Annotated in this window: 21 protein-coding genes; 10 read left to right on the forward strand and 11 right to left on the reverse strand. The window is 69.7% G+C overall.

Features of this window, described 5'->3' with window-relative positions:
* The first annotated feature begins 232 nt into the window (after positions 1–232).
* A complete protein-coding gene (locus G3I78_RS20595) occupies positions 233–1,057 on the forward strand; it encodes an AbfB domain-containing protein (RefSeq protein ID WP_164426656.1) in 825 nt (274 codons plus the stop codon).
* Between the two features lie 81 nt (positions 1,058–1,138).
* Here G3I78_RS20595 and G3I78_RS20600 read toward each other — a convergent pair whose 3' ends face one another.
* The 8 genes from G3I78_RS20600 to G3I78_RS20635 are packed head-to-tail and all read right to left on the reverse strand — an operon-like array spanning position 1,139 to position 7,703.
* Positions 1,139–1,471: a metal-sulfur cluster assembly factor gene (locus G3I78_RS20600; RefSeq protein WP_028809645.1), complete on the reverse strand. Its 333-nt coding sequence runs from the start codon at positions 1,469–1,471 to the stop codon at positions 1,139–1,141.
* Positions 1,468–1,920, reverse strand: coding sequence for a Fe-S cluster assembly sulfur transfer protein SufU (gene sufU, locus G3I78_RS20605; protein WP_164426658.1), 453 nt, complete (start codon positions 1,918–1,920; stop codon positions 1,468–1,470). The genes G3I78_RS20600 and sufU overlap by 4 nt, the downstream gene beginning before the upstream one ends.
* A 16-nt stretch (positions 1,921–1,936) precedes the next feature.
* Positions 1,937–3,208: a cysteine desulfurase gene (locus G3I78_RS20610; RefSeq protein ID WP_164426660.1), complete on the reverse strand. Its 1,272-nt coding sequence runs from the start codon at positions 3,206–3,208 to the stop codon at positions 1,937–1,939.
* Entirely contained in the window at positions 3,205–3,969 is a 765-nt protein-coding gene (sufC, locus tag G3I78_RS20615) for a Fe-S cluster assembly ATPase SufC (protein ID WP_164426662.1), read from the reverse strand. Before sufC ends, G3I78_RS20610 begins: the two co-directional genes overlap by 4 nt.
* A 7-nt stretch (positions 3,970–3,976) precedes the next feature.
* The gene (locus tag G3I78_RS20620; RefSeq protein ID WP_164426664.1) at positions 3,977–4,294 is read right to left on the reverse strand and encodes a bifunctional 3-phenylpropionate/cinnamic acid dioxygenase ferredoxin subunit; all 318 of its coding nucleotides are present in this window, start codon (positions 4,292–4,294) and stop codon (positions 3,977–3,979) included.
* Positions 4,294–5,475: a Fe-S cluster assembly protein SufD gene (sufD, locus tag G3I78_RS20625; protein ID WP_164426666.1), complete on the reverse strand. Its 1,182-nt coding sequence runs from the start codon at positions 5,473–5,475 to the stop codon at positions 4,294–4,296. Before sufD ends, G3I78_RS20620 begins: the two co-directional genes overlap by 1 nt.
* Before the next feature lie 54 nt (positions 5,476–5,529).
* The gene (gene sufB, locus G3I78_RS20630; protein WP_164426668.1) at positions 5,530–6,954 is read right to left on the reverse strand and encodes a Fe-S cluster assembly protein SufB; all 1,425 of its coding nucleotides are present in this window, start codon (positions 6,952–6,954) and stop codon (positions 5,530–5,532) included.
* Positions 6,951–7,703, reverse strand: coding sequence for a metalloregulator ArsR/SmtB family transcription factor (locus tag G3I78_RS20635; protein ID WP_164426670.1), 753 nt, complete (start codon positions 7,701–7,703; stop codon positions 6,951–6,953). The genes sufB and G3I78_RS20635 overlap by 4 nt, the downstream gene beginning before the upstream one ends.
* A gap of 161 nt (positions 7,704–7,864) precedes the next feature.
* Between G3I78_RS20635 and G3I78_RS20640 the strand changes: the two genes are divergently transcribed.
* The 4 genes from G3I78_RS20640 (at position 7,865) to G3I78_RS20655 (ending at position 11,563) form a co-directional block, all read left to right on the forward strand.
* Entirely contained in the window at positions 7,865–8,746 is an 882-nt protein-coding gene (locus G3I78_RS20640) for an AAC(3) family N-acetyltransferase (RefSeq protein WP_164426671.1), read from the forward strand.
* Between the two features lie 10 nt (positions 8,747–8,756).
* Entirely contained in the window at positions 8,757–9,680 is a 924-nt protein-coding gene (locus tag G3I78_RS20645) for an ABC transporter ATP-binding protein (RefSeq protein WP_164426673.1), read from the forward strand.
* On the forward strand, positions 9,677–10,447 hold the full coding sequence (locus tag G3I78_RS20650) for an ABC transporter permease (RefSeq protein WP_164426675.1): 771 nt from the start codon (positions 9,677–9,679) through the stop codon (positions 10,445–10,447). Before G3I78_RS20645 ends, G3I78_RS20650 begins: the two co-directional genes overlap by 4 nt.
* A gap of 93 nt (positions 10,448–10,540) precedes the next feature.
* Positions 10,541–11,563, forward strand: a complete 1,023-nt coding sequence (locus G3I78_RS20655; protein ID WP_164426677.1) for a COX15/CtaA family protein — start codon at positions 10,541–10,543, stop codon at positions 11,561–11,563.
* A 175-nt stretch (positions 11,564–11,738) separates the two neighbouring features.
* Here G3I78_RS20655 and G3I78_RS20660 read toward each other — a convergent pair whose 3' ends face one another.
* From G3I78_RS20660 to G3I78_RS20670, 3 genes are all read right to left on the reverse strand, one after another.
* A complete protein-coding gene (locus tag G3I78_RS20660; RefSeq protein WP_164426679.1) occupies positions 11,739–12,845 on the reverse strand; it encodes an amidohydrolase family protein in 1,107 nt (368 codons plus the stop codon).
* A gap of 104 nt (positions 12,846–12,949) precedes the next feature.
* Positions 12,950–13,282, reverse strand: coding sequence for a hypothetical protein (locus tag G3I78_RS20665; protein WP_164426681.1), 333 nt, complete (start codon positions 13,280–13,282; stop codon positions 12,950–12,952).
* 44 nt (positions 13,283–13,326) lie between these two features.
* Complete coding sequence (locus tag G3I78_RS20670) at positions 13,327–14,280, reverse strand: heme o synthase (RefSeq protein WP_164426683.1); 954 nt, start codon at positions 14,278–14,280, stop codon at positions 13,327–13,329.
* A gap of 353 nt (positions 14,281–14,633) precedes the next feature.
* On the opposite strand from G3I78_RS20670, the gene tkt reads away from it, so the two are divergent.
* From tkt to pgl, 5 genes are read left to right on the forward strand one after another with little or no spacing between them, the layout of a single operon-like run.
* Entirely contained in the window at positions 14,634–16,721 is a 2,088-nt protein-coding gene (gene tkt, locus G3I78_RS20675; protein WP_164426685.1) for a transketolase, read from the forward strand.
* Positions 16,722–16,755: 34 nt separating this feature from the next.
* Positions 16,756–17,874: a transaldolase gene (gene tal / locus G3I78_RS20680; RefSeq protein WP_164426687.1), complete on the forward strand. Its 1,119-nt coding sequence runs from the start codon at positions 16,756–16,758 to the stop codon at positions 17,872–17,874.
* A 3-nt stretch (positions 17,875–17,877) separates the two neighbouring features.
* On the forward strand, positions 17,878–19,401 hold the full coding sequence (zwf, locus tag G3I78_RS20685; RefSeq protein ID WP_164426689.1) for a glucose-6-phosphate dehydrogenase: 1,524 nt from the start codon (positions 17,878–17,880) through the stop codon (positions 19,399–19,401).
* Positions 19,398–20,564: a glucose-6-phosphate dehydrogenase assembly protein OpcA gene (gene opcA, locus G3I78_RS20690; protein ID WP_164426691.1), complete on the forward strand. Its 1,167-nt coding sequence runs from the start codon at positions 19,398–19,400 to the stop codon at positions 20,562–20,564. Before zwf ends, opcA begins: the two co-directional genes overlap by 4 nt.
* Entirely contained in the window at positions 20,561–21,343 is a 783-nt protein-coding gene (pgl, locus tag G3I78_RS20695; RefSeq protein WP_164426694.1) for a 6-phosphogluconolactonase, read from the forward strand. Before opcA ends, pgl begins: the two co-directional genes overlap by 4 nt.
* Positions 21,344–21,398 lie beyond the last annotated feature (55 nt).

Genomic DNA, 21,398 nt, shown 5'->3' on the forward strand with positions numbered 1-21,398 from the left:
GCCGTATGCGACAAGCGGGTGCAGAGCTGGCCGCAGGACCACGCCGCCGTCGCCAAATGGGGGCCAGCCAGGAGCCCGCTGAGCATGGAATGTGGAAACCGGCCGGTTCAAAGGGCTGCTCACAACCCCCGGTAACCACTACTGTTCCCTCCGGAACCACTAGTGTTTCACCATTCACATACCGCGCCACCACAGCAGCGCCACGCATCGCGCCGCGCCGGAGGAACAGCGCATGCCCGAAGACAAGTCCCGGCCGCCCCAGGACAGACCCTGGGAGAACGGCTGGAAGTTGGACACCTCCCGCACACCCGGCACGAGACGGCTCTATCTCGCCGGAGTGCTGGCGGTGGCCACGATCATCGCCTGTGTGGCGGCGATAGCCGCTACGGACAACGAAGTTGACGCACCATCAAAAACCGCCAAGGACGAAGGCTCCGGCCTGATCTCCTTCTCCTCACAACCCGCGACGACCCTCCCCCCGGAGGGCGAGAGCGGTCTGTCGCCGGTCTCTCCCACCGCCGGGGCGCCCCGACAGCAGGGCTCCACCCCGACCGCCAGGGTCACGGCCAGTCCGAAACCGCCCAGATCGACCCCGACCAAGGGCACTTCGCCGAAGCCGAAGCCGAAACCCTCCGCGACCTACCGCTCCGTCCGTTCGGTCAACTACCCCGACCGCTACTGGCACGTGAACGACGGCTATGTGGCCCTGGACCCGGTCCGCGGCTCGGAATCCCGCGAGGACTCCACCTTCAAGCAGGTCAAGGGCCTCGCCAACAGCTCCTGTTACTCCTTCACCACCCACGACGGCAAGTACCTGCGTCACCGCAACTTCGTGCTGAGGGCCGACCGCAACGACGGTTCGTCCCTCTTCAAGCAGGACGCCACCTTCTGCCCCCGTGACTCCTCGTACTACTCCGGCGCGAAGATGCTGGAGTCGGTCAACTACCCCGGCTACTTCCTCCGCCACAAGAACTTCGTGGTCCGCCTGGAACGCTTCGAGTACAGCTCCCTGTACCTCCAGGACTCGTCGTTCCGGCTGGTGGACGGGCTGGCCTGAGCAGCACGTGAGCACACGGAAGCGGCGGCACCCGAAGGTGCCGCCGCTTTGTCGTAGCCGGGGAAGCCCAGCCGGAGAACCTCAGACGTTGAACCCCAGCGCCCGAAGCTGCTCCCGCCCGTCGTCCGTGATCTTGTCCGGGCCCCACGGCGGCATCCACACCCAGTTGATGCGGAGTTCGCTGACGAGGCCGTCCGTGGCGGACTTGGCCTGGTCCTCGATGACGTCCGTCAGCGGACAGGCCGCCGAGGTCAGGGTCATGTCGAGGGTCGCGATGTTCGCGTCGTCGATGTGGATGCCGTAGATCAGGCCGAGGTTGACGACGTCGATGCCCAACTCGGGGTCGACGACGTCGTACAGCGCCTCGCGGACCTCTTCCTCCGAGGCCGGCTTCATCTCAACGGTCTCGCTCATGCCGTCTTCCTTTCGAGGGCCTGGGAAGTGGCGTCCTTCCAGGCCATCCAGCTCAGCAGGGCGCACTTGACCCGGGCCGGGTACTTGGAGACACCGGCGAACGCGACCGCGTCCTCCAGCACCTCCTCCATCGCGTCGTCGGGCTCGAGCTTCCCCTTGGACTGCATCAGCTCCAGGAAGGTCTCCTGGATCTTCTGCGCCTCGGACAGGTCCTTGCCGACCAGCAGGTCGTTCAGGACGGACGCGCTGGCCTGGCTGATCGAGCAGCCCTGGCCCTCGTACGAGACGTCCTCGATCCGCGTGCCGTCGTACTTCACACGGAGGGTGATCTCGTCGCCGCACGTGGGGTTCACATGGTGCACCTCGGCGTCACCGTCCCGCAGACCACGTCCGTGCGGGTGCTTGTAGTGGTCCAGGATGACTTCCTGGTACATCGAGTCCAGCTTCACGGATTCAGCACGCCCTTCAGCCGAAGAAGTTCCGTACGTGCTCCAGGCCGTCGACCAGTGCGTCGATCTCGGCCGGCGTGGAGTACAGATAGAACGACGCTCGCGTGGTCGCGGGAATTCCGTACCGCAGGCAGACCGGCCGCGCGCAGTGGTGGCCGACCCGGACCGCGATGCCCTGCTCGTCGAGGACCTGGCCCACGTCGTGCGGGTGGATGTCGCCGAGCGTGAAGGAGATCGCCGCGCCCCGGTCCTCGGCCGTGGTCGGGCCGATGATCCTGAGGTCGGGGACGTCCGCGAGGCGCTTCACCGCGTACTCGGTCAGCGCGTGCTCATGGGCGAGGATCTTGTCCATGCCGATCGCGTCGAGGTAGTCGATCGCCGCGCCCAGGCCCACGGCCTGCGCGATCGGCGGGGTGCCCGCCTCGAACTTGTGCGGTGCCGGCGCGTACGTCGACGAGTGCATCGACACGGTCTCGATCATCTCGCCGCCGCCGAGGAACGGGGGCAGGTCCTCCAGGAGTTCCTGCCGGCCCCACAGCACGCCGATCCCCGTCGGGCCGCACATCTTGTGACCGGTGAAGGCCACGAAGTCGGCCTGGAGGGCCTGTACGTCCAGCGGCATGTGCGGCGCGGCCTGCGAGGCGTCGATGCAGACCAGGGCACCGACCTCCTGCGCCCGGCGCACTATCGCCTCGACCGGGTTGACCGTACCGAGGATGTTGGACACCAGCACGAAGGAGACGATCTTCGTCTTCTCGGTGATGACCTCCTCGATGTTGGACAGGTCGAGCCGGCCGTCGTCGGTCAGGCCGAACCACTTCAGCTTCGCGCCCGTGCGCTGCGAGAGCAGCTGCCACGGCACGATGTTGGAGTGGTGCTCCATCTCCGTGATGACGATCTCGGTCTCGTTGTCCACGCGGTAGGGCTCGTCGGCCCAGCCCAGCATGTTCGCGACGAGGTTGAGCGACTCGGAGGCGTTCTTGGTGAAGATCACCTCGTCGCGCGAGGGCGCGTTGATGAACGACGCGACCTTGTCACGCGCGCCCTCGTACAGCGCCGTCGCCTCCTCGGCGAGCACATGCACACCGCGGTGGACGTTGGCGTTGTAGCGCTCGTAGTACTCGCTCAGGGCGTCCAGCACCTGGCGCGGCTTCTGCGAGGTCGCCGCGTTGTCCAGGTAGACGAGCTTCCGGTCGTCGTGGACCAGGCGGTCCAGGATCGGGAAGTCCTTGCGGATCGCCTCGCCAAGAAGATTGGACTCAGTGAGGAGGCCCGGCAGCTGTGTCACTCGGATGCGCCACCCTTCGTGTAAGCCTCGTAGCCCTCGGCCTCCAGCTTGTCGGCGAGCTCGGGGCCACCCGACTCGACGATCTTGCCGTTGGCGAACACGTGCACGTGGTCGGGCTTGATGTAGCGCAGGATGCGCGTGTAGTGCGTGATCAGCAGGGTGCCGACCTCGCCGGTGTCACGGACGCGGTTGACGCCCTCGGACACGATGCGAAGGGCGTCGACGTCCAGACCGGAGTCCGTCTCGTCGAGGATCGCGATCTTCGGCTTGAGCAGTTCGAGCTGGAGGATCTCGTGGCGCTTCTTCTCACCGCCGGAGAAGCCCTCGTTGACGTTGCGCTCGGCGAAGGAGGGGTCCATGTTGAGGCGCTCCATGGCCTCCTTGACCTCCTTCACCCAGGTGCGCAGCTTGGGGGCCTCGCCGCGGATGGCGGTGGCGGAGGTGCGCAGGAAGTTCGACACGGAGACACCCGGGACCTCGACCGGGTACTGCATCGCCAGGAAGAGACCGGCTCGCGCGCGCTCGTCGACCTCCATCTCCAGGACGTCCTCACCGTCGAGCAGCACGGTGCCGCCGGTGATCGTGTACTTGGGGTGACCCGCGAGGGAGTAGGCGAGGGTCGACTTGCCGGAGCCGTTGGGGCCCATGATGGCGTGCGTCTCGCCCTGCTTCACGGTGAGGTCGACGCCCTTGAGGATCTCCTTCGTGGCGTTGTCGGCCTCGACGGTGACGTGCAGGTCTCGGATTTCAAGCGTTGCCATGGGTGCCTCAGGACTCCTGGGTGAGGGAGACGAGCACGTCGTCCCCTTCGATCTTTACGGGGTATACGGGGACGGGGCGCGTCGCGGGAAGGCCGGACGGCTTGCCGGTGCGGAGGTCGAAGGCGGAGCCGTGCAGCCAGCACTCGATCTGGCAGTCCTCCACCTCGCCCTCGGAGAGCGAGACGTTGGCGTGCGAGCAGATGTCGTTGATCGCGAACACCTCGCCCTCGGTCTTCACGACCGAGACCGGCGTGCCGTCGAGTTCCACCCGCTTCGGGGTGTCCTCGTCCAGCTCGCTCAGCCCGCAGGCGCGTACGTAGGCCATCAGACGGTGGCCTCCAGCTCCTCGTCGATCTTCACGAGAAGGCGCTCTTCGATGTCGGCGACGCCGATCTGCTGGACCAGCTCCGCGAAGAAGCCGCGGACCACCAGGCGGCGGGCCTCGTCGGCCGGGATGCCGCGGGCCATCAGGTAGAAGAGCTGCTCGTCGTCGAAGCGGCCGGTCGCACTCGCGTGGCCGGCGCCGACGATCTCGCCGGTCTCGATCTCCAGGTTCGGCACGGAGTCGACCCGGGCGCCGTCGGTGAGGACGAGGTTGCGGTTCATCTCGTAGGTGTCGGTGCCCTCGGCCTTGGCCTCGATGAGCACGTCACCGATCCACACCGCGTGTGCGTCGTCGCCCTGGAGCGCGCCCTTGTAGACGACGTTGGACTTGCAGTGCGGGGTGTTGTGGTCGACCAGGAGGCGGTGCTCCTGGTGCTGGCCCTTGTCGGTGAAGTAGAGCCCGAACAGCTCGGCCTCGCCGCCGGTGCCGGCGTAGGACACGCGCGGGTGCAGCCGTACGACATCGCCGCCGAAGGTGACGACGACCGACTTGAAGGACGCGTCCCGGCCGATCAGCGCGTTGTGCTGGGCCATGTGCACGGCCTTGTCGTCCCAGTCCTGGACGGAGACGACGGTCAGCTTGGCGCCGTCGCCGAGGACATAGTCGACGTTGACCGCGAGGACCGCGTCACCGGTGTGGTCGATGACGACGACGGCCTCGGCGAAGGCGCCCAGCTCGATGACCTGGTGGGCGAAGGCGGTGCCGCCCTCGCCGTGCACGGCGATCCGGATCGGCTCGGTGAGGACCGTCTCCTTGGGGACGGTGATCACGCCGGCCTTCTCGAACGAGGAGTACGCCTGGGCGGCGACCCGGTCCACGGGGGTACCGGCCTTGCCGATCCGGGCGTCGTCACGGCCGACGGCCTCGACGGTGACGCCCTCGGGGGCCTGCACGTCGACCTTCACACCGTCGCCGGTGGCGACCGCGGTGCCGTCGTGCAGCCCGCGCAGGCGCTCCAGCGGGGTGAACCGCCACTCCTCCTCGCGTCCGTGCGGGACGGGGAAGTCCCGCACGTCGAAGGAGGGGGGCGCGCTCATGCGCGTGGCGACGGTCGACTCGGCGGCCACCGCGATCGAGCCGGCGGTGGTGGACCCCACCGGGATGTTCTGAGCCTCAGCCATGGCTGTCGGTCTGCTCTCTTCCTGCGTAAGTGACGTGACGGAGACGGCGGTCGCTTAGCCGACCGCGCCTTCCATCTGGAGCTCGATCAGCCGGTTGAGCTCAAGGGCGTACTCCATGGGCAGCTCCTTCGCGATGGGCTCGACGAAGCCGCGCACGATCATCGCCATCGCCTCGAACTCGGAGAGACCACGGCTCATCAGGTAGAAGAGCTGGTCCTCGGAGACCTTGGAGACGGTTGCCTCGTGGCCCATGGACACGTCGTCCTCGCGGACGTCGACGTAGGGGTACGTGTCGGAGCGGGAGATGGTGTCGACGAGCAGCGCGTCGCACAGCACGTTGGACTTGGAGCCGTGGGCGCCCTCGCCGATCTCGACGAGACCGCGGTAGGACGTACGGCCGCCACCGCGCGCGACGGACTTCGACACGATGTTGGACGACGTGTTCGGCGCCATGTGGACCATCTTGGAGCCGGCGTCCTGGTGCTGGCCCTCGCCCGCGAAGGCGATGGAGAGGGTCTCGCCCTTGGCGTGCTCGCCCATCAGGTAGACGGCCGGGTACTTCATGGTGACCTTGGAGCCGATGTTGCCGTCGATCCACTCCATGGTCGCGCCCTCGTACGCCACGGCGCGCTTGGTGACCAGGTTGTAGACGTTGTTCGACCAGTTCTGGATGGTCGTGTAGCGGCAGCGGGCGCCCTTCTTCACGATGATCTCGACGACCGCGGAGTGCAGGGAGTCCGACTTGTAGATCGGGGCCGTACACCCCTCGACGTAGTGGACGTAGGCGTCCTCGTCGACGATGATCAGCGTCCGCTCGAACTGGCCCATGTTCTCGGTGTTGATCCGGAAGTAGGCCTGGAGCGGGATCTCCACGTGCACGCCCTTCGGCACGTAGATGAAGGAGCCGCCGGACCACACCGCGGTGTTCAGCGACGCGAACTTGTTGTCGCCGACCGGGATGACCGTGCCGAAGTACTCCTTGAAGAGCTCCGGGTGCTCCTTCAGGGCGGTGTCGGTGTCGAGGAAGATGACGCCCTGCTCCTCCAGGTCCTCACGGATCTGGTGGTAGACGACCTCGGACTCGTACTGGGCCGCGACGCCCGCGACGAGGCGCTGCTTCTCCGCCTCGGGGATGCCGAGCTTGTCGTACGTGTTCTTGATGTCCTCGGGCAGGTCCTCCCAGGACTCCGCCTGCTTCTCCGTGGAGCGCACGAAGTACTTGATGTTGTCGAAGTCGATGCCGGAGAGGTCGGAGCCCCAGTTCGGCATGGGCTTCTTGTCGAACAGGCGCAGGCCCTTGAGGCGGAGCTTGGTCATCCACTCCGGCTCGGACTTCTTCGCGGAGATGTCCCGGACGACGTCCTCATTGATGCCGCGCTTGGCAGAGGCACCAGCCACGTCGGAGTCGGCCCAGCCGTATTCGTAGTTGCCCAGACCCTCGAGCTCGGGGTGGGCGGTCTCCTCGATGGGGAGTGTCATGCGGGGTTCCTCCCGGCGGTGCTTGCAGATGCGTTATGTGAAACGTGGGAAATCTTGGGGATGAACGTGGTGCAGACGCCGTCGCCGTGGGCGATGGTCGCGAGCCGCTGGACGTGCGTGCCGAGCAGCTGCGAGAAGATCTCCGTCTCGGCGTCGCACAGCTGCGGGAACTTCTCCGCGACATGGGCCACCGGACAGTGGTGCTGGCAGAGCTGCTCACCCCGCTGCGGAAGGGGCGCGCTGCGCGCCGTAGCAGCGTACCCGTCCGCGCTCAGGGCCTTGGCCAGGGCTTCGGTGCGGTCCTCGGGGGCGGCGGCCTCGACGGCCTTGCGGTACTCGGCGGCCTGCTCGGCGATCCTGGCGCGCGCGAAGGCGACGACCGCCTCGTCCCCGCCGAACCGCTCCTGGATCCAGCGCAGGGCGTCCGCGGCGAGCTTGTCGTAGGACTGGTCGAAGGCGTCCCGGCCGCAGTCGGTGAGCGCGAAGACCTTGGCGGGACGGCCGCGCGTGCGCGCGCCGTACACCCGCTGCTCCCGGGCCTCGACCACGTCGTCGGCCACCAGCGCGTCCAGATGACGCCGTACGGCCGCCTGGGTCAGCCCCAGTCGCCCGGCCAGCTCGGCGACGGTCGACGGGCCGTGGTCCAGGATGGATCGCGCGACGCGGTTGCGGGTGGACCGCTCACCGGTCGCGAGCTCCTCCTGAGGGGCCCCCGTGGGGGTCTCCCGAGCCTCGCCGACGTTTTTCACAACGCCATTGTTGCGTAATTCCTCAGGACCGGGCAAGCCGCGTCCGGCCCGCCGGGCGGTGCCCTGCATCACTTAGGTACACCTAACCTGACCTGCGGGAACGATCTTTGATCGATCAAACCGGTGGCGCGCGGGCCGCTGGTCGGGGACACTGCCGAACCATGCCGAAACCCCCTCCCACCGGCCCTCTTGTCACTCGCGGCAGCATCGCCGAGCAGCTGCGCGAGCTGGGTGTCCGCAGCGGCGAGACCCTCCTCGTGCACTCCTCCCTCAGCTCCCTCGGCTGGGTCTGCGGAGGACCCGTCGCGGTGGTCCAGGGACTGCTCGACGCCCTCGCCCCGGACGGCACCCTCGTGGTCCCCACCCAGACCGGCGACCTCTCGGACCCGGAGCTGTGGAGCGACCCTCCGGTGCCCGAGGAGTGGTGGGCGCCGATCCGGACGGCCATGCCCGCCTACGACCCCCTCGTCACGCCCTCGCGCGGGGTCGGCGTGCTCCCGGAGACCGTCCGCACCTGGCCCGGCGCCCTGCGCAGCGCGCACCCGCAGACCTCGTTCGCCGCGGTCGGCGCCCGGGCCGCCGAGGTGGTCGACGGCCACGCCACCGACTGCCGGCTCGGCGAGCGCAGCCCCCTCGCCCGCCTGGAGGCACTCCACGCGCGCGTGCTGCTGCTCGGCGCGGGCTGGCACACCTGCACGAGCTTCCACCTCGCCGAGTACCGCGTCCCGACCCCGCTGGTCCGGGTCGGGCGCCCCGGTCTCACCGGCTGGGAGGTGGTCACGGAGGTGTCGATCACCTCGGACCGCTTCGACGAGCTGGGCTACGACTTCGAGCGGGACCGTCCCGTCGTACGGGGGAAGGTGGGCGCGGCCGACGTGCGGCTGTTCCCGGTGGCGGACGCGGTGGCCTACGCCGAGCGGTGGCTCAGGCTGCACCGGTCGCGGGAGGACGAGATCCCCGCGGCCGTGCGCGAGGCGCTCGGAAATCCGTCCGCTGGTGGAGATCCTGCACCCGGCCGTCTGCCGCGCGGGCCGCGAACCTAGACTCGGGCCCATGCGAAGCGAGCCCGTGGTCCAGGTCCACGCCCTGGTGAAGCGGTACGGCACGAAGACGGCCGTGGACGGCCTCGACCTGGTGGCCCGGGCGGGCGTGACCGCCGTGCTCGGACCCAACGGCGCGGGCAAGACGACGACGGTGGAGACCTGCGAGGGCTACCGCAGGCCGGACTCCGGCACGGTACGGGTGCTGGGCCTCGACCCGGTGCGGCAGGCGCGCGAGCTGCACCCCAGGATCGGTGTGATGCTCCAGTCCGGTGGCGTCTACTCGGGCGCCCGGGCCGACGAGATGCTGCGGCACGTGGCGAAGCTCCACGCGCATCCGCTCGACGTCGACGCGCTGATCGAGCGGCTGGGCCTCGGGAGCTGCGGCAGGACGACGTACCGCCGTCTCTCCGGCGGCCAGCAGCAGCGCCTGGCCCTGGCCATGGCGGTCGTGGGCCGTCCGGAACTGGTGTTCCTCGACGAGCCGACCGCCGGTCTCGACCCGCAGGCCCGCCGCGCCACCTGGGACCTGGTCCGGGACCTGCGCTCCGACGGCGTCTCGGTGATCCTCACCACGCACTACATGGACGAGGCCGAGCAGCTCGCGGACGACGTGTCCATCATCGACGGCGGCCGGGTCATCGCCCACGGCACCCCCGAGGAGCTGTGCCGCGGCGGCGCCGAGAACACCCTGCGCTTCTCCGGCCGCCCCGGCCTGGACGTCGGCTCGCTCCTGAAGGCGCTCCCGGCGGACTGCACGGCGGCGGAGCTGACCCCCGGCTCCTACCGGGTCGGCGGCAAGGTCGACCCCCAGCTGCTGGCCACGGTGACGTCCTGGTGCGCCCAGCACGGCGTCATGCCGGAGAAGATCTCGGTGGAACGGCACACCCTGGAAGACGTCTTCCTGGAACTGACGGGCAAGGAGCTGCGCGCGTGACGGCCACCGGTACCTACACCCCGAAGCCGGGCGCGGCACCCCTGGGACGCATGATCGCGACCCAGGCCGCCCTGGAGACGAAGATGCTCCTGCGCAACGGCGAGCAGCTCCTGCTGACGGTGGTGATCCCCACCCTCCTGCTGGTCCTGTTCAGCTCGGTCGACATCGTGGACACCGGCGCGGGCAGGTCGGTGGACTTCCTCACGCCGGGCATCCTCGCCCTCGCGGTCATGTCGACGGCCTTCACCGGCCAGGCCATCGCGACCGGCTTCGAGCGCCGCTACGGCGTCCTGAAGCGGCTGGCCTCCTCCCCGCTCCCCCGCTGGGCCCTGATGACGGCGAAGACGGCGTCGGTGCTGGTGACGGAGATCCTCCAGGTGAGCCTGCTGACGGTGATCGCCCTCGCCCTGGGCTGGTCGCCGCACGGCAACCCCCTGTCCGTCCTGCTGCTCCTGGTCCTCGGCACGGCGGCCTTCTCGGGCCTCGGCCTCCTCATGGCCGGCACCCTGAAGGCCGAAGCCACCCTGGCCGCGGCCAACCTGGTCTTCCTGCTCCTCCTGGTCGGCGGCGGAGTCGTCGTCCCCCTGGACAAGTTCCCCCAGGGCGCCCAGGACGTCCTCGGCCTGCTCCCGATCTCGGCGCTCTCGGACGGCCTGCGGGACGTCCTCCAGCACGGCGCCGGGGTGCCGTGGGGCGATCTGGGGATCCTGGCGGTGTGGGCCGTGCTGGGCCTGGCCGTGGCGGGACGCTTCTTCCGCTGGGAGTAGGCGCCCTCGTGCCGTCCGCGAGGAGTGGCCCCCTCGTGCGTCCCGCGGGAGCAGGGCCCCCCTCGTGAACGCGTGCACAAGCGGCCCCCTACGATGGACGGCGTGCCAAACGTGACCCGCGCCGACGCCATAGCGGCCGTCCGCAACCCGCTCGCCTTCATCGCCGCACGCTGGACCCCGACCCCCCGGACGGTTCAGCGGGCGGCGCTCGCCGCGCTCGTGATGTCGGTGGTCATCGTCGTCACCGGCGGGGCGGTGCGGCTGACCGGCTCCGGGCTCGGGTGCCCGACCTGGCCCAAGTGCACGGACGACTCGCTGACCGCGACCAGCGCGATGGGCGTGCACGGTGCCATCGAGTTCGGCAACCGGATGCTGACGTACGTGCTGTGTGCCGCCGTCGGCTGGGCCATCATCGCGGCCCGCAGCGAGAAGCCCCGCCGCCGCAGCCTCACCCGGCTGGGCTGGGCGCAGTTCTGGATCGTGATGAGCAACGCGATCCTCGGCGGCATCGTCGTGCTCGTGGGCCTCAACCCCTACACCGTCGCCGCCCACTTCGTCGCCACGACCGCCCTGATCACGGTCGCCACGGTGATGTGGCAGCGCACCCGCGAGGGCGACGAGGCCCCCCGCCCGCTGGTCGGCAAGCCGGTGCAGCAGCTGGTCTGGGCCATGGTCGCGGCCGCCGCCCTGCTGATCCTGGTCGGCACCGTCGTGACCGGCGCCGGACCGCACGCCGGTGACTCCAGCGAGGTCGAGCGGATGCCGCTGGACTGGGAGACGGTGGCCAAGGCGCACGCGGTCCTGGCCTGGATCGTGGTGTCGCTGACCTTCGCCCTGTGGTTCATCCTCAAGGCGGTCGACGCCCCCAAGGGCCCCCTGCACCGCACCCGCGACCTCTTCCTGGTCCTGCTGTCCCAGGGCGTCATCGGCTACGTCCAGTACTTCACCGACCTCCCCGAGTTCCTGGTCGGCCTGCACATGCTCGGCTCGGCCCTGGTGTGGATCGCGGTGATCCGCGTCCTGCTGGCCCTGCGCGAGCGCCCCGAGGGCGAACTGCCCGAGGTACCGGCTCAGTCGTACGCCGCCACGAGCCCGTCGATCGCCGGGCCCAGGTAGTTCCGGGTCAGCGGCGGCCCGCACCTCGGGCACCAGGCGACGACGGGCGCGGGATCGCCGTAACGGCGCCCCCGGATGTCCTCCACGACCTCCACCGACGGCTCCCGTGCGGCACCCGCCCGGTGAGGAAGCGGTCCAGTAGGCCCTCGGTCTGCTTCCGCCCACCCTGTACGGCTCAGTCCAGCCCGTACACCCTCCGGGCGTTGCCCGCCGCGATCAGCCCGGCCACCCGCTGCGCGTCCGCCAGCGACCACGCCCCCTCGGCGACCCAGCCGCCCAGCACCCGCGTCAGCGCCTCCCGGAACAGCCGGGCACCCACCACGTGCAGTTCGGGCAGCCGCTGCGCCCCGCTGGAGAAGACGATCTTCCCGAAGGGGGCGAGCTCCAGGATCTCCGCGAGGATCGTCGCCGCGCGGGCGCCGGTACGGACGAGGGCGGCCCCGGAGTCGGCGTAGACATGCGGGAAGACGCCCGCGAGATGGGCGGCGTGCCGGTGGTAGGGGTAGCTGTGCAGCAGCACCAGGTCGGTGCCGAGACCCGCGGTGGCCCGGACGAAGTCGGTGAGCAGGACGGGGTCGGTGCGGTCGATGCGCAGGCCCGGTTCGCCGAGCCCGGCGTGCAGTTGGAGGGGCAGCCCCGAGGCGACCGCGATCCACAGCAGGTGTCGTAGCAGCACGGGGTCGGACAGCTCGCCGCCCACCCGGCGGCCCGCCAGCCACCGGCCCGCGGCGCCCCGCACCTCGCCCGGGCCCGGCGGCTCGGGTGCGAGCGCGAGGCCGTGCCGTACGCCCGCCACCGAGGTGAAGGCGACCGCGCTCGCGGCGGCTCCGTGCACCGACTCGGCGAGGTTGGCGAGGAAGGACTCGACGGTCCCGGAGGTGTCGGCGACCTGTTCGGCGAGGAGTTCCAGGCGGATGATCTCGCGGGCCTCGGCGGACGCGGCGGAGGCGAGTTCGGTGGGGCCCGTGAGGTCGCCGGGCAGTCCCGTGTCGACCAGGTATGTCGTGATTCCGCTGCCGCGCAGCAGCCGGCGGCCGGATTCCAGCACGCCCAGTTCCCGGCGCCGGGCCAGATAGCGGGCGGGCGGACAGTGCGGTTCCAGGCCGAGTAAGGGCGGGCACCATCGTCGTACGGCGAAACCGGTCTGGGTGTCGAACAGCGTGGTCCCCGGGGCGGGCGGGCCCTCGGTGCGGGCCAGCTGGGCCTCGAAGGTGCCGAGACCCAGCTCCGTGCGCAGTACGCCGTGGCAGTACTGGTCCACGAGGGACGGCGTTTCGATCATCCGGGCTCCCCGTGTCTGGACCGTGTGGCTACTCACACGTCCTAACGGGTGAACCGGGTGTCAGGTGTTGGTGGCGCACACCCCATGTGAAAGGCCGACGGATCTCAGCCGTTCGAGGGACCGCCGACCTGGATGCCCGCCATCCGGCTCCACTCGTACGGGCCCGTCGTCACCTTGGCCGCGAACTCGCCGTCGAACTCTTCGTGCACGGTGATGCCGGACTTCTCGACGGCCTTCTCGGCGATCTCGTACGAGGGGGCCACCAGGTCGCCCCAGCCGCCGTCCTCGCCGACGAGGACGATCCGGGTGCCGCGCTCGCCGATGTAGGCCAGCTGGCCCTCGGCGCCGCCGTGCTCCTTGGAGAAGGCGCTGATCTGCTTGGCGAGCCGGGCGACCTTGCGCTCGGCCTTCGCGTCAACCTGCTGCGTGTCTGCCATGACCAGGATGCTACCGATCAGTAGGCACGGCTGCGACGTGACCCTTACCTCAGGAAAGGGTCCACCGCGACCGCGAGGAAGAGGATCGACACATAGGTGATCGACCAGTGGAACAGCCGCATCTCCTTGAGCTTCACGCCCGTCACCTCGGCCTTGGCGCGGTTCTGGAGGCCATGCGCCTCCCACAGCCAGAAGCCGCCGGCCAGCAGCGCGACCGCGGTGTAGAACCAGCCCGTGTAGCCGAGGGGGGTGAGGAGGAGCGAGACCGCGACCATCACCCAGCTGTAGATGACGATCTGCTTGGCGACCACCTTGTTGGAGGCGACGACCGGCAGCATCGGCACGCCCACGCGCGCGTAGTCCTCACGGACCTTCATGGACAGCGGCCAGTAGTGCGGCGGCGTCCAGAAGAACATGACGAGGAACAGGATGACCGGCGCCCACGACATGGAGTTGGTCACCGAGGACCAGCCGATCAGCACCGGGAGGCAGCCGGCGATGCCGCCCCACACGATGTTCTGCGAGGTACGGCGCTTGAGGATCATCGTGTAGACGACGACGTAGAAGAGGAGCGCTCCGAGCGACAGCCAGGCGGACAGCCAGTTGACGGTCAGGCCGAACAGCAGCGTCGACACGACCGCCAGCGTGATGCCGAAGGCGAGGCACTCGCGCGGCGACACCATGCCGGTGACCAGCGGACGCTGCGAGGTGCGGTCCATGAGCGCGTCGATGTCGCGGTCGATGTACATGTTGAGCGCGTTGGCGCCGCCGGCCGAGAGATAGCCGCCGACACAGGTCAGCAGGACCAGCTTCAGGTCCGGCACACCCTGCTGCGCCAGGAACATCACCGGAACGGTGGTGATGAGCAGCAGCTCGATGATCCGCGGCTTGGTCAGCGCCACGAACGCCTTGGCCCGGGCCCCGAACGGCCGGTGACTCGAGCTCTTGCTCTCCCCCAGCACACCGGCTGGACGGGATTCGACGGCCGTCACGCACACCCCTACAGAGACATCCCAGCAAGCCTCAGCCGTGTGAAGTCCCGGTAAAGGCCCGCGCGTACCACGCCACTGTAGACGTTGCCCATACCCCGACATTCGCGGGGGTCGGGTCGTGTCCGAGGACGCCCCCGGAAGAGCTCAGCGTCACTCCTTTGAGCACTCGGACGAGCGGCTCCGTATTCAGTTGCCGAACGTGATCCTGGCCAGCCGGGAGGCGGATCCCCGCCGGGCCCGGCAGTCTGGAATGACTCGAAAAAACGCACGTACTTGCGGGGGTAGGCTCGACAACGGCCGGGCGTCCCGTGCACCGGCATTCGACATGCGTGACATGTGGAGAGGAGCCCTGACCCAGGGTGAGCACCAAGCCGACCACCACAGACCTCGAGTGGACCGAGTTGGACCAGCGGGCCGTCGACACCGCCCGCGTCCTGGCCGCCGATGCCGTACAGAAGGTCGGAAACGGCCATCCCGGTACGGCCATGAGTCTGGCACCCGCCGCGTACACCCTCTTCCAGAAGGTGATGCGGCACGACCCCGCCGACCCGGAGTGGGTCGGGCGCGACCGCTTCGTGCTGTCCGCCGGCCACTCGTCCCTGACCCTCTACACCCAGCTCTACCTGGCCGGTTTCGGCCTGGAGCTGGACGACCTGAAGGCGTTCCGGACCTGGGGCTCGAAGACCCCGGGCCACCCGGAGTACGGCCACACCAAGGGCGTCGAGACGACGACCGGTCCGCTGGGCCAGGGTGTCGCCAACGCCGTCGGCATGGCGATGGCCGCCCGCTACGAGCGCGGTCTGTTCGACCCGGAGGCCGCGCAGGGCGAGTCCCCGTTCGACCACTTCGTCTTCGCCATCGCCGGTGACGGCTGCCTCCAGGAGGGCATCTCCGCCGAGGCGTCCTCGCTCGCCGGCCACCAGCGGCTCGGCAACCTGATCCTGCTGTGGGACGACAACCACATCTCGATCGAGGGCGACACCGAGACGGCGGTCTCCGAGGACACCGTCAAGCGCTACGAGGCGTACGGCTGGCACGTCCAGCGGGTCGCCCCGAAGCCGGACGGCGACCTCGACCCGCACGCCCTCTACGACGCCATCGAGGCCGCGAAGCTGGTGACGGACCGCCCGTCCTTCATCGCGATGCGCTCGATCATCGCCTGGCCGGCCCCGAACGCCCAGAACACCGAGGCCGCGCACGGCTCGGCGCTGGGCGACGACGAGGTCGCGGCCACCAAGCGGGTGCTGGGCTTCGACCCGGCGCTCAGCTTCGAGGTCTCCGACCAGGTCATCGAGCACACCCGGCAGGCCCTGGAGCGCGGCCGGCAGGCGAAGGCCGAGTGGGAGAAGTCCTTCCAGGAGTGGCGGGGCAACAACGCCGAGCGCGCCGTGCAGTTCGACCGCATCGCCGCGGGTGAGCTGCCCAAGGACTGGGAGTCCGCCATCCCCGTCTTCGAGCCCGGCAAGGGGGTCGCCACGCGTGCCGCCTCCGGCAAGGTGCTCCAGGCCCTCGGCGCCGTGATCCCCGAGCTGTGGGGCGGCTCCGCCGACCTCGCGGGCTCGAACAACACGACGATCGACAAGAACAGTTCGTTCCTCCCGGCGGACAACCCGCTGCCGGAGGCGGACCCGTACGGCCGCACGATCCACTTCGGCATCCGCGAGCACTCCATGGCCGCGGAGATGAACGGCATCGCGCTGCACGGCAACACCCGCATCTACGGCGGTACGTTCCTCGTCTTCTCCGACTACATGCGCAACGCCGTCCGGCTCTCGGCGTTGATGCACCTGCCGGTGACATATGTGTGGACGCACGACTCCATCGGCCTCGGCGAGGACGGCCCGACGCACCAGCCGGTCGAGCACATCGCCGCGCTGCGCGCGATCCCCGGCCTGAACGTGGTCCGGCCCGCCGACGCCAACGAGACCGCGATCGCCTGGCGCGAGATCCTGGGGCGGTACACCAAGGAGTTCGGCAAGGGCGCTCCGCACGGCCTCGCGCTGACCCGCCAGGGTGTGCCGACGTACGAGCCCAACGAGGACGCGGTCAAGGGCGGTTACGTCCTGTTCGAGGCGTCGGGCGGTTCGCCCGAGGTGATCCTGATCGCCACCGGCTCCGAGGTGCACGTCGCCGTCGAGGCGCGCGAGCAGCTGGAGGCCGACGGTGTGCCGACGCGGGTCGTGTCCATGCCGTCCGTGGAGTGGTTCGAGGAGCAGGAGCAGGGGTACCGGGACAGCGTCCTGCCGCCGGCCGTGAAGGCCCGTGTCGCGGTCGAGGCGGGTATCGGTCTCACCTGGCACAAGTACGTCGGGGACGCCGGTCGCATCGTTTCCCTGGAGCACTTCGGTGCTTCGGCGGACGGCAAGGTCCTCTTCCGCGAGTTCGGCTTCACTGCCGAGAACGTGGCCGCCAAGGCGCGGGAATCGATCGCCGCAGCCCAGCGCTGACGCTGACATACGACACGTAGGAGATGCATTTTCCATGACAGACGCACTCAAGCGCCTCTCCGAGGAAGGCGTCGCGATCTGGCTGGACGACCTGTCGCGCAAGCGGATCACGTCCGGCAACCTCGCCGAGCTGATGGATCAGCAGCACGTCGTGGGCGTCACCACCAACCCGTCGATCTTCCAGAAGGCGATCTCCGAGGGTGACGGCTACGACCAGCAGCTGTCCGACCTCGCCGCCCGCAAGGTCACGGTCGAAGAGGCCATCCGCATGATCACCACGGCGGACGTCCGCGACGCCGCCGACATCCTGCGCCCGGTCTTCGACGCCACCAACGGCCAGGACGGCCGGGTGTCGATCGAGGTCGACCCGCGCCTGGCGCACAACGAGAAGGCGACCGTCGCTGAGGCCAAGCAGCTCGCCTGGCTCGTCGACCGTCCCAACACCCTGATCAAGATCCCGGCCACCCGCGCGGGCCTGCCGGCGATCGCCGAGACCATCGGCCTCGGGATCAGCGTCAACGTCACGCTGATCTTCTCGCTGGAGCGCTACCGGGACGTCATGGACGCCTACCTCACCGGCCTGGAGAAGGCCAAGGAGAAGGGTCTCGACCTGTCGAAGATCCACTCCGTGGCGTCCTTCTTCGTGTCCCGCGTGGACACCGAGATCGACAAGCGCATCGACGCGCTGGGCACCGACGAGGCCAAGGCCGCCCGCGGCAAGGCCGGGGTCGCCAACGCCCGCCTCGCCTACCAGGCGTACGAGGAGGTCTTCTCGGGCGAGCGCTGGAGCAAGCTGGAGAACGCCGGCGCCAACAAGCAGCGTCCGCTGTGGGCCTCGACCGGCGTCAAGGACAAGGCGTACAAGGACACGCTGTACGTCGACGAGCTGGTGGCGCCGAACACGGTGAACACCATGCCGGAGGCGACCCTGTTCGCCACCGAGGACCACGGCCAGATCCGCGGCAACGCGGTCGCCGGCACCTACGAGCAGGCCCGCGCCGAGCTCGACGCCGTCGAGAAGCTCGGGATCTCGTACGACGAGGTCGTGCAGCTGCTGGAGGACGAGGGCGTCGAGAAGTTCGAGGCGTCCTGGAACGACCTGCTCAAGTCGACCGAGGCGGAGCTTCAGCGCCTCGCACCCTCGGAGGGCTAAACCTTGTCGAGCAGCAACCCGCTGCGTGACCCCGCCGACCGACGGCTCCCGCGTATCGCGGGGCCGTCGGGCCTGGTCATCTTCGGCGTCACGGGCGATTTGTCACGAAAGAAGCTCATGCCCGCCGTGTACGACCTCGCGAACCGGGGGCTGCTGCCGCCGGGCTTCTCGCTGGTCGGCTTCGCCCGGCGGGACTGGGAGAACGAGGACTTCGCCGAAGTCGTCCACGACGCCGTCAAGGAGCACGCCCGTACGCCGTTCCGCGAGGAGGTCTGGCAGCAGCTCATCCAGGGGATGCGCTTCGTCCAGGGCACCTTCGACGACGACGACTCGTTCGAGCGGCTGCGCGACACCATCGACGAACTCGACAAGGCACAGGGCACCGGCGGCAACTTCGCCTTCTACCTGTCCGTGCCTCCGTCCGCCTTCCCGGTGGTCATCCAGCAGCTGAAGAAGCACCGGCTGGCCGACCAGTCGAGCGGCTCCTGGCGGCGCGCGGTCATCGAGAAGCCCTTCGGCCACGACCTCAAGTCGGCCGAGGAGCTCAACACGACCGTCGAGGAGGTCTTCGCCCCGGACCAGGTCTTCCGCATCGACCACTACCTGGGCAAGGAGACCGTCCAGAACATCCTGGCGCTGCGCTTCGCCAACACGATGTTCGAGCCGATCTGGAACCGGTCCTTCGTGGACCACGTGCAGATCACCATGGCCGAGGACATCGGCATCGGCGGCCGGGCCGGGTACTACGACGGCATCGGCGCCGCCCGTGACGTCATCCAGAACCACCTGCTCCAGCTGATGGCGCTGACCGCCATGGAGGAGCCCGCCTCCTTCGACGCGGACGCGCTGGCCGCCGAGAAGACCAAGGTGCTCGGCGCGGTGAAGCTGCCGAAGGACCTGGGCCGCGACACCGTGCGCGGTCAGTACGCGGCGGGCTGGCAGGGCGGCGAGAAGGCGGTCGGCTACCTCCAGGAGGAGGGCATCGACCCGCAGTCCAAGACCGACACCTACGCGGCCATCAAGGTGGAGATCGACAACCGCCGCTGGGCGGGCGTGCCGTTCTACCTGCGCACCGGCAAGCGCCTCGGCCGCCGGGTCACCGAGATCGCGGTGGTCTTCCAGCGGGCCCCGCACTCCCCCTTCGACACGACGGCCACCGAGGAGCTCGGCTCCAACGCGATCGTCATCCGCGTCCAGCCCGACGAGGGCGTCACCGTCCGCTTCGGCTCCAAGGTGCCGGGCACCTCGATGGAGATCCGGGACGTGTCCATGGACTTCGCCTACGGCGAGTCGTTCACGGAGTCCTCGCCCGAGGCGTACGAGCGCCTCATCCTCGACGTCCTGCTCGGCGACTCGAACCTCTTCCCCCGCACAGAAGAGGTCGAGCTGTCCTGGAAGATCCTCGACCCGATCGAGGAGTACTGGGACCGGCACGGCAAGCCCGCGCAGTACCCCTCCGGCACCTGGGGCCCGGTCGAGGCGGACGAAATGCTCGCACGAGAGGGACGGAGCTGGCGCCGGCCATGAAGACAGACCTCACGGACACCACCGCCAGCAAGATCAACAAGGCGCTCGTCAAGAGCCGCCGGGCCATCGGCACACCCGCCGTCGGCATGGTGCTCACGCTCGTCATCGTGACGGACGAGGAGAACGCCTACGACGCCCTGAAGGCCGCCAACGACGCGTCCCGCGAGCACCCCTCGCGCACGCTCGTGGTCATCAAGCGGGTGTCGCGCAGCCCTCGCGACCGCACCCAGTCCCGCCTCGACGCCGAGGTCCGGGTGGGCGCGGACGCGGGCACCGGCGAGACGGTGGTGCTCCGGCTGTACGGCGAGGTGGCCGACCACGCCCAGTCGGTCGTCCTGCCGCTGCTGCTGCCCGACGCCCCGGTCGTCGTGTGGTGGCCGGTGGACGCGCCGCTCGACCCGGCCGGGGACCCGCTGGGCGCACTCGCCCAGCGCCGGGTCACCGACACCTACTCCTCGGAGCAGCCGGTGCGCGAGCTGACCGCACGCGCCGGGACCTACACGCCGGGCGACACCGACCTCTCCTGGACCCGGATCACGCCGTGGCGCTCGATGCTGGCGGCGGCTCTCGACCAGGTCGACGTCGAGGTCAAGGCCGTCGAGGTGGAGGGCGAGGAGTTCAACCCGAGCTGCGAGCTGCTCGCCATGTGGCTCGCGGACCGTCTCGACGTGCCGGTACGGCGTTCGCTGTCCTCCGGGCCCGGTCTGACCGCGGTGCGCATGGACACCAACAACGGTCCGATCACCCTGGACCGGGCCGACGGCTCGCTGGCGACCCTGGCCATCGAGGGCCAGCCCGACCGCGCGGTGGCGCTCAAGCGCCGGGAGACGGCCGAGTTGATCGCGGAGGAGCTGCGCAGGCTGGACCCGGACGACACGTACGCGTCGGCCCTGCGGTTCGGCGTGCACCGGCTGAACGAGTCCAACGGGCGGCTGTCCGAGGAGGAACCGGCTGTCGAGGCCGGGGCGCCTTCGGGCTCCGAGGCGCCCTCGGACTCCCAAGCCGCTTCGGATCCCGACGCGGCTCCGGAGGGACCGTCGGCCAAAGGAGAACCGGCCGTCGGCGAAGCTCCTGCGAAAGCTCCCGCACCGGAAAAGGCGCAGCCGCCGGCGCTGAAGCCGGTCCCCTCCGGCCTGTCCGGGACCGGGAAGGCGGCGAAGTGAACACTCCCCAGCTGGTCGTGCACCGCGACAAGGAGCTGATGGCCCAGGCCGCCGCGGCCCGCCTGATCACGAAGATCGTGGACGCGCAGGCCTCCCGGGGCTCGGCGTCGGTGGTCCTCACGGGCGGCCGCAACGGCAACGGCCTGCTGGCCGCCCTCGCCGCGGCGCCCGCCCGGGACGCCGTCGACTGGGGCCGGCTCGACCTGTGGTGGGGCGACGAGCGCTTCCTGCCCGAGGGCGACCCGGAGCGCAATGTCACACAGGCCCGCGAGGCCCTGCTGGACGCCGTGCCCCTTGACCCGAAGCGCGTGCACGCCATGCCCGCGTCGGACGGCCCCCACGGCGACGACGTCGAGGCCGCGGCGGCCGCCTACGCCGAGGAACTGGCCCGCGCGGCCGGTCCCGAGAACCACGGCACCGTCCCGACCTTCGACGTCCTGATGCTGGGCGTCGGCCCGGACACCCATGTGGCGTCCCTGTTCCCGGAGCTTCCCGCGGTCCGGGAGACCGAGCGCACGGTCGTCGGCGTCCACGGCGCCCCGAAGCCCCCGCCGACCCGGGTGACCCTGACCCTGCCCGCGATCCGCGCGGCCCGCGAGGTCTGGCTGCTCGCGGCCGGCGAGGACAAGGCGCAGGCCGCGGCCATCGCCCTGTCCGGCGCGGGCGAGATCCAGGCACCGGCGGCCGGGGCCCGCGGCCGGGCCCGCACCCTGTGGCTGCTGGACTCGGCGGCGGCCTCCCAGCTGCCGCGCTCGCTGTACCCGCCGGCGTCGCCCTGACGTCCGCGGACCCACCCGGTTCAGGAGCCCGTACGGTCACGTGCCGTACGGGCTC

Origin of the sequence: Streptomyces sp. SID13726 (genome assembly GCF_010548375.1) — a bacterium.
Lineage (GTDB): Bacteria > Actinomycetota > Actinomycetes > Streptomycetales > Streptomycetaceae > Streptomyces.